General features: G+C 35.4%; 9 protein-coding genes. 6 read left to right on the forward strand and 3 right to left on the reverse strand.

What is annotated here, in order from left to right:
- Positions 1–24: 24 nt before the first annotated feature.
- Positions 25–828 carry an NAD kinase gene (locus KI356_RS19070; RefSeq protein WP_060752074.1) on the reverse strand — a complete coding sequence of 268 codons (804 nt, stop codon included), beginning with the start codon at positions 826–828 and terminating at the stop codon, positions 25–27.
- 205 nt (positions 829–1,033) lie between these two features.
- On the opposite strand from KI356_RS19070, the gene KI356_RS19075 reads away from it, so the two are divergent.
- From KI356_RS19075 to ackA, 5 genes are all read left to right on the forward strand, one after another.
- Positions 1,034–1,672: a DUF2953 domain-containing protein gene (locus tag KI356_RS19075; RefSeq protein WP_128280729.1), complete on the forward strand. Its 639-nt coding sequence runs from the start codon at positions 1,034–1,036 to the stop codon at positions 1,670–1,672.
- Between the two features lie 12 nt (positions 1,673–1,684).
- Positions 1,685–2,080, forward strand: a complete 396-nt coding sequence (gene ytfJ, locus KI356_RS19080) for a GerW family sporulation protein (RefSeq protein WP_128280730.1) — start codon at positions 1,685–1,687, stop codon at positions 2,078–2,080.
- A gap of 134 nt (positions 2,081–2,214) precedes the next feature.
- The gene (gene tpx, locus KI356_RS19085; protein WP_002123029.1) at positions 2,215–2,715 is read left to right on the forward strand and encodes a thiol peroxidase; all 501 of its coding nucleotides are present in this window, start codon (positions 2,215–2,217) and stop codon (positions 2,713–2,715) included.
- A 211-nt stretch (positions 2,716–2,926) separates the two neighbouring features.
- Positions 2,927–3,913, forward strand: a complete 987-nt coding sequence (locus KI356_RS19090; RefSeq protein ID WP_212936146.1) for a class I SAM-dependent methyltransferase — start codon at positions 2,927–2,929, stop codon at positions 3,911–3,913.
- Positions 3,914–4,212: 299 nt separating this feature from the next.
- Positions 4,213–5,406, forward strand: a complete 1,194-nt coding sequence (gene ackA / locus KI356_RS19095) for an acetate kinase (RefSeq protein ID WP_128280732.1) — start codon at positions 4,213–4,215, stop codon at positions 5,404–5,406.
- A gap of 24 nt (positions 5,407–5,430) precedes the next feature.
- Here the strand turns inward: ackA and KI356_RS19100 are convergent, their stop codons facing one another.
- A complete protein-coding gene (locus KI356_RS19100) occupies positions 5,431–5,865 on the reverse strand; it encodes an NUDIX hydrolase (RefSeq protein WP_128280733.1) in 435 nt (144 codons plus the stop codon).
- Positions 5,866–6,044: 179 nt separating this feature from the next.
- Between KI356_RS19100 and KI356_RS19105 the strand changes: the two genes are divergently transcribed.
- On the forward strand, positions 6,045–6,878 hold the full coding sequence (locus KI356_RS19105) for an EcsC family protein (RefSeq protein ID WP_128280734.1): 834 nt from the start codon (positions 6,045–6,047) through the stop codon (positions 6,876–6,878).
- A 31-nt stretch (positions 6,879–6,909) separates the two neighbouring features.
- On the opposite strand, the gene KI356_RS19110 is transcribed toward KI356_RS19105, so the two are convergent.
- The gene (locus tag KI356_RS19110) at positions 6,910–7,572 is read right to left on the reverse strand and encodes a YitT family protein (protein WP_002123024.1); all 663 of its coding nucleotides are present in this window, start codon (positions 7,570–7,572) and stop codon (positions 6,910–6,912) included.
- Positions 7,573–8,345 lie beyond the last annotated feature (773 nt).

The raw sequence follows: 8,345 nt of genomic DNA on the forward strand, positions 1-8,345 counted from the left end.
CATAATTTGTCGGTTTTTTTAATACTATAAAAACGTTCTCTGTACTTTTTCCCAGAAGGAATTGTTTTTTAATTTAACAGTTTTAATTTGTTTATCGCTTAAACGAACAACGGCTTTTTCCACTTGTTTAATGCTAAGTGCTTCGTTATCCATTCCGATAACAGGATAATCATTTCCATCTGGTTTAAGTGTTAAAGTTAACGTACGCTCGTGATTTAAAAGGAACGGTGATCCGAGTGTACGGTATGTGTTGTTATTTAAAGATGCTAGTTCGCTTACTTGGAAACATGGGATAAGTGGATCGACAACTGCACCATGTAATGATTTATTGTAAGCGGTACTTCCTGTAGGTGTGGAGATAACTAATCCATCACCTCTAAATGTTTCAAAATGTAAATTGTCGACGTGTACGTCCACAACAAATGTTTTAATGATACTAGAGCGTAATGTGAATTCATTTAAACAATGGAAAGATGTACCGTGATCTACATCTACTTTAATTGTTGGATATTTTCGCACTTCAATTTCGTTTTTTGTAATTTCTTGAAGGGCTGTATCAATGTGATCGATATGGAAATCGCAGTAGAAAGAAATTTCATCTTTCGTAGAAATACCTGCGTATAAGCAATCTTCTCTAAAACCAGTTTTACGAACGGCTTGTAAGAAAGTTCCATCATCTCCAACACTGACGATAGCGTTTGCATTTTTTGGATGATCTAATATGGTAAATCCATTCTCCTCTAAAATACGATATATTGGTTTCATTTTTTCAACGAGTGTTACTTTGTCATCACCATAAAAGAAAAATAAATTGCGACGATCTGCCATTATGTATCCCTCCACTGCAGTTAAATTTTCTAGTCTTAGTGCTACATATCGTCAGAGTATGTTTCTAGATGATATGTTCAAATAGTATATTTCGATATAAATTGTCAAAATCCCTTTTTATTTTTAGAAAAATTTTTATATTCAATTTTATAAAAGTCTGTTTAATGATGAATAAACTTGTCGACAATGGGTATGGAGTGAAAGGATGGTACGAATGAAGTGGCTCGTAATTGGAATGATAATTCTTCTACTTTTTATTTTGCTAATACTATTATCGAAAATATCGCTTAAGGTGACGTTTTTATATTCAGAAATGGAAAAACAATGTTTATTTCAAGTGAAAATATGGATGATTCGATATACGTTTGATGTATTGGAAAGAATTGAAAAACAGCAGAAAAAGACAGGACAGAAAATCGAAAAAGCCGAAAAAGACGGTGGAATAGATAATAAAATTATGGCGCAACTTGATAGCATTGGAGAGCTGATAAAAAAGCTTCAAGACGTTCATACTATTGTTAAAGATTTTCTCAAACGAGTGAAAATCAATGGTTGGAAATGGCATACGCAAATTGGAGCAGGCGACGCAGCTAGTACTGGAATTGTCACTGGATATGCATGGGGGACAAAAGGAATGGCTGCTGGAGTTGTAGGACAATATATGCATATTGTCGACATACCAGAATTTGAAATTACACCTGTTTTTCAAGGGAAGGGATTTGCATCAAGATGTGAGTTAACAGCATCTTTTCGTATATTCCGTACTGTAAAAACAGCGGTGAAATTACTCATGTTTATGAGAAAGCAAAAATCTGGTATGACAGAAAAATCTGTTCAAGCATAGGGGGGATATGGAATGGACCATCCAATTCAAGGTTTAATGACAACCGCAATGCAGCATTTAAAACAAATGACTGATGTAAATACAATTGTTGGTGACCCAATTAAAGCGGCAGATGGAAGTGTAATTCTTACCGTTTCGAAAGTCAGTTTTGGATTTGCTGCTGGTGGAAGTGAATTTGGTAAAGTAGAACATTCAGGCCATTATCCATTTGGTGGAGGTAGTGGTGGAGGAGTTTCTATTAATCCTGTTGCCTTTCTTGTTATAAATGGAGAAGGTGTGAAAGTATTACACTTAGATAAGCAAACACACGTCATTGATAAAATAATTGAATTAGCGCCACAAGCTGTTGATAAAGTGAAAGAAATGATGGATAAACGAAAAGAAGATGATCCTGAATTTCAAATTTAACGAATAAAGAAGCTGATCAATGGATTGGCTTCTTTAATTTTTTTGTAAATAAAGCGATTTTATTTGCATTATCGATAGGGACAAACTATCATTTACATTGTACATATTTTGTTTAAATAAGGGAGGATTTTCAAGTGGCAAACGTAACTTTTAAAGGTAATCCAATGACTTTAGTTGGAACAGAAGTTAAAGTTGGCGATCAAGCGCCAAACTTCCAAGTATTAGCAAACGACTTATCTCCAGTAAGTTTAGAGACATACAAAGGTGAAGTAAAATTAATTAGTGTTGTACCTTCAATCGACACAGGTGTGTGTGATGCACAAACACGTCGTTTTAACCAAGATGCAGCAGGTATTGAAAATGCGAAAGTATTAACAATTAGCGTTGATTTACCATTCGCTCAAAAACGCTGGTGTGCAGCTAACGGTTTAGAAAACGTTGCGACACTTTCTGATCACCGTGACCTTTCATTCGGTGAAGCTTATGGCTTAGTAATGAAAGAACTTCGTTTACTTGCTCGTGCAGTATTCGTAGTAGATAGCAATGACAAAGTAGTTTACGTAGAATACGTAAGCGAAGGTACAAGCCATCCAAACTATGAAGCAGCATTAGAAGCAGCTAAATCTGCGAAGTAATGTAAAAGAAGACGACCTCTCATTAAAGTTTCACTTTAGAAGAGGTCGTTTTTTCTCATGTATTGTTAACTGAACCAATATATGAGAAAAGACGTTACAGCATACATCGCTTAAAAGGGAGCTCTTAAAAAGAGGTCGCTTTTTCTTTTGGGAAAAATTTAGATTATGGTATGATATAAGTTATGTGTAAATGAGAGAAGGAGGAATGTACGTGAGTCAGGCAGTAGAAACATTATTTTCTATTTTTGATTCTTCTACGGTAGTTTTACGTAAAGAATTAGATGTAACATATTTAGAGGCGCTTGTAGAAACAGGTGATAACTTGTTTGAGGGAGCGATTTTACAAGAGGAATTATCCGAATCAACAATTGACAGGTTGAATCGTGAATATAGTACGTTTAATGAAGAAACATATAAAGGGGAAGAAATTCGTAAAGCATTTCAGCTAGCCATTTTAAAAGGAATGAAAGAAGGCGTGCAAGCGAATCATGAAATGACGCCTGATGCAGTTGGAATGTTCATGAGCTACTTATTCCATAAATTTATGCAAGGGCAAAAAGAAATTACAGTTTTAGACCCTGCAATTGGAACGGGTAACTTAATGACTACAGTGTTTAATAGCGCCAAAGAAGAACTAGCAATGAGTGGATTTGGTGTAGAAGTGGATGAAGTGTTAATCAAACTTGCTTTAGTAAATGCGAATTTACAAAAGCATGCAATCGAATTCTTCCATCAAGATGGACTAGCACCACTTTATATCGATCCAGTTGATGCAGTTGTTTCAGATTTACCAATTGGTTACTATCCAAATGAAATCGGTGCAAGTGAATATACATTAAAAGCAGATGAAGGAATGTCATATGCGCATCACTTATTTATTGAACAAAGTGTGAAACATACGAAAGAAGGCGGGTATTTATTCTTCTTAGTACCAAACTTCATTTTTGAAAGTGATCAAGCGCCAAAACTACATGCATTTATTAAAGAGACATGCTTTATTCAAGGATTGTTACAGCTACCTGTTTCCATGTTTAAAAACGAGAAAAATGCAAAAAGTATATTTGTTCTCCAAAAGAAAGGCCAGGATGTAATAATGCCTAAACAGGCACTATTAGTGGAATTACCTAAATTCTCCAACATGAAGGCTATGGAGAATATTATGGATCAATTAAATACTTGGTTTGCAACCCACAAATAAGGTAAGAGATATGTAACAGGGTTAGTAATTAATGTAGTACAGTTGTATATGATATGTAATATTTTTTAATATATACAAGATTTAACTGAATTTTTTTGAAATCTGTAATATATTTTTTTTCTTGGTGTTACAATTTTTTCACTTGAAATATATGTCGTACGATGTTTAAATTAAAATCGTGAGTATAAAATTTACTAATGATGAAACGTTTTCATAATGAGTGAATTTAATTAGATAAAATCGAGCGGTTTGTGGAATGATCCACACAACTACCAAGAGAAAAAGGGGCGAAAGACTAGATGTCAAAAATCATCGCGATTAACGCAGGAAGCTCTTCCTTAAAGTTCCAATTATTTGAAATGCCAAGTGAAACAGTATTAACAAAAGGTTTAGTAGAACGTATCGGTTTAGAAGATAGTGTCTTCACAATTACTGTAAATGGCGAAAAACAAAAAGAAATTACAAACATCCCAGATCATGCAGTAGCAGTTAACATGCTTCTTAAGAAATTAACTGAAAACGGAATCGTAAAATCTCTTGATGAGATTGGCGGTATCGGTCACCGTGTTGTACACGGCGGCGAAAAATTTGCTGATTCTGTTTTAATTAATGACGAAGTATTAGCTGATATCGAAGAATTAAGCGATTTAGCACCACTTCACAATCCAGCAAACCTTGTTGGTATTAAAGCATTCCAAGAAGTACTACCAAACGTACCAGCAGTAGCAGTATTCGATACAGCATTCCACCAAACAATGCCGGAATCTGCATTCCTATACAGCTTACCATATGAGTACTATGAGAAATTTGGTATCCGTAAATACGGTTTCCACGGAACTTCTCATAAATACGTAACTGAGCGTGCGGCTGAATTATTAGGTCGTCCACTTGAAAGCTTAAGCCTACTTTCTTGTCACTTAGGTAACGGTGCAAGTATCGCAGCAGTAGAAGGTGGAAAATCTATCGATACTTCTATGGGCTTCACTCCACTTGCTGGTGTAACAATGGGTACACGTTCTGGTAACATTGACCCTGCGTTAATTCCATACATCATGGAAAAAACAGGCCAAACAGTAGAAGAAGTAGTTAACGTATTAAACAAGAAGAGTGGTATGTTAGGTCTTACTGGTTACTCTAGTGACCTACGTGATATCATCACGAAAGAAGAAGAAGGCGACCACCGTGCGAAAGTAGCACTTGATGTGTTCGTAAGCCGTATCCACAAATACATCGGTTCTTACACAGCTCGTATGAAAGGTGTAGACGCAATCATCTTCACAGCTGGTATCGGTGAAAACAGTGCAGTTATTCGTGAGCGCGTATTAGAAGGCCTTGAGTACATGGGCGTATACTTCGACGTGAAACGCAATAACATCTTTGGTGAAGAAGCATTCATCAGCTTCCCACACTCTCCAGTAAAAATTATCGTAATTCCAACTGACGAAGAAGTTATGATTGCTCGTGACGTACTACGTCTTGGAGATATTGGTTAATATATGAATGAAAAAGACGAGATCCTATAGGATTTCGTCTTTTTTCTTTTGGATATATTTTAAAATTCCATCTGGATATAGTACTTTTTCTTTCTGAATGAATGCAGTAATGGGAATCCATTTTGCATATGATACTGTTTGCTCATCTTGTATATTCAGTATTTCCATTTCATATAGTGATGTGTTTAATAAGCGTAAAAAATATAGTTGAATGATTTCATGCCCTAATCCCTCACCTAGATGAAAAATGTTTTCTAAGCAACCTAAATAATTAGTAACCTCTATCTCTGCATGAAGCTCTTCTTTAAATTCTCGAATAACGGTATCTGCTGATTTCTCACCAAGTTCAATTGAACCGCCAAGAGGACGATAATATGTTTCGTCGCCTGTACGATATTCTTGTACGAGAAGTCGCTCTTGATGTATAACAATGCCAAAAGCTTTTGCACGTGGATACATATGTATAATCGCTCCTTATTTGTTCTGTATAAGGATGATTATAATGTAGCTAAGTAGAAATTGATAACATGTATTCGGATAGATTCTTGGACTTAGGCTGTAAATAAAGAACACGCGATGTACAAGCATATTTGCAAATATGTTACAATAGAAAAAAATCGAACGAGGTGGTTGTTGCGATGCGATCGAAGCGAGAACAAGCCATTTTAGAAAATATAAAAGAGTGGGAAGGGCAATTAGTAGAGCAGGAAGCGACCGATTTTCAAAAGGTATTTGATAAGTGGTTGCATACTACAGTTGCAAAACTACCTGAGAAAAAACGAAAAGACTTTTTTACGAAAGCAGATGGATGGCTCTTTCATTTACATGCACTTATTCAAAGTTCACAATCACAGTTAGATGCACGTAATCGTATTTTAGGAACGTCGAGATTATTTGATGAATCCATTGAGCAACTTGAAGATTTGAAGGTGTTATCTATTGATCAATTAACATACATAGCAGAGCAGCAAACAGCACGTCATCGTCTATATTCATTCGTACAAGGCGGAGCAACGGGTGCGGGCGGTCTATTATTATTAACAGCTGATTTTCCGGTTATGATTGCGTTAAATGTGAAGGCTGTACAACTTATTGCAACATCGTTTGGGCATGATGTGAACAAGCCTTATGAAATGATGCTTGCGCTAAAGGTGTTTCATGCGTCATTACTGCCAGGAAGACTTCAGCAATACGCTTGGTACAACTTGCTGCGAGAGCTGGAACAAGAAGATTCGTTCTTTTATGAAGGAGACGAAGCAGTGTTACAAACAGCTTCGACTGAGGTTGTATTAAAACAAATTTTGAAAACATTTTCGATTTATGCTCTTCGTCGTAAATTATTCCAAGGCATTCCGGTAATCGGAATGGCAATCGGATCTACAGTGAATTATCGTTTAACAAGGAATGTTACTGAATTTGCAAATCGATTCTATCAAGTGCGCCATATAGTGGAAAAAGAAAAAAAATCATAAAAAAAAGCGAGAGGCCGAAGCCTTTCGCTTTTTAGTTTGTCGCATGCTTTTTGGACATTGGAATAGATACTGGTTGCTTTGCTGCTTTCTTTTCTGTTTTTGGATAGTAAATTAAATCCAATGTTTTTGCCTGTACGGCAATCGAAAGAATAGTAAAAGCAATTTCTGTCCAATTTAAATAATATAATGAAAGCGCAAGAACAATCGCGTCAAAGACGAAGAAAATTTGCCCAATTGTAAAACGAGTTCGTTTACTTAGTATAATTGTTAAAATATCGTCTCCACCGGTTGCACCGCCAAATCGCAATATAAAACCGAGTCCAATACCAGCTAACGCACCACCAACTACTGCAGCTACAAATAAATTATTTGATAAATCTACCGTAAAAGGAGAATAATTTTCCATAAGAGAATAAAATACTCCGAATGAAATTGAACCTAAGAATGAATAACCAACCATTTTTCTACCTAAAAATGAAGCGCATAGTAAAATAATAGGGATATCCATTACTACAGTTGAAATAGACGGTGAAATATCATAAAAATTTTGGATAAATAGTGCAATACCTACAAAGCCACCTTCTGTTAAGTGGTTTTGGAAGTGAATGTGATATAGCGCTGTTGCTAAAATAAATGAACCGATTAAAACCATAAAAACTTCTTTAATAATTTGTCGACTTTGGATGTTCCTCATCGTTATTCCTTCTTTCCGTAGTTAGTAGTCCTTTTGGTGTTGTAAACTAACTACGAGCTCACATGTAGCTTTCAGTTAGTTTACTTAAAACTAACTACGCTATATGTCGCTGAAGAAATAACGAATAATCCTCTCGTCCATCAATTCTCCCTACCTTCGTTTTAGTTTAAGTCTTAAAGCGACTAAACAAAACGTGGAGTAGGATTCTTCATTTAGCAATCCTGCTCTTCTTTGTTTTGTTTAGCTAATAACAATTAAGTCCTAAACAAAACGCTATGTGTAAGAAGAGTCTTTTTTTTGCCAAATTATCCTTCGGGCAATCATAATTTCCCCACTCTCGTATTTTTTTCGCTAGACTAAAGTATCTGAGCTGAAAAATACGCTACGTGTATGATTCGTCAATACGATGCCACATGCTCCTTCGAGCGATCATGATATCAAAATCCCTTCCTTCAAGATTTATATTATTATATCATACTTTCAAAAAATGTATGCGGATGGAAACCGACAATAAACGGAGGGAATCTACAAAAATTGTTATGTTTAAATATTTTTGTAGAAAAGCCTAAGCTATTTTGAAAATTGAACAAGTTTTAGAAAGTTTGTCCAATAAGTAAAAAGAAAATAAAAATATTTATTCAATCGTATTTTCTTCGTCACTCTTATCTTTAAAAAACGCATCCCAACTCATAACACTTAAAAAAGTTAAAGCGATAATAATGAAAGCTCGCATAAGTTTGAGGCCTCCTTTTGTACATAGTATATGAATGGCT

This window comes from Bacillus hominis, assembly GCF_018332515.1.
Lineage (GTDB): Bacteria > Bacillota > Bacilli > Bacillales > Bacillaceae_G > Bacillus_A > Bacillus_A hominis.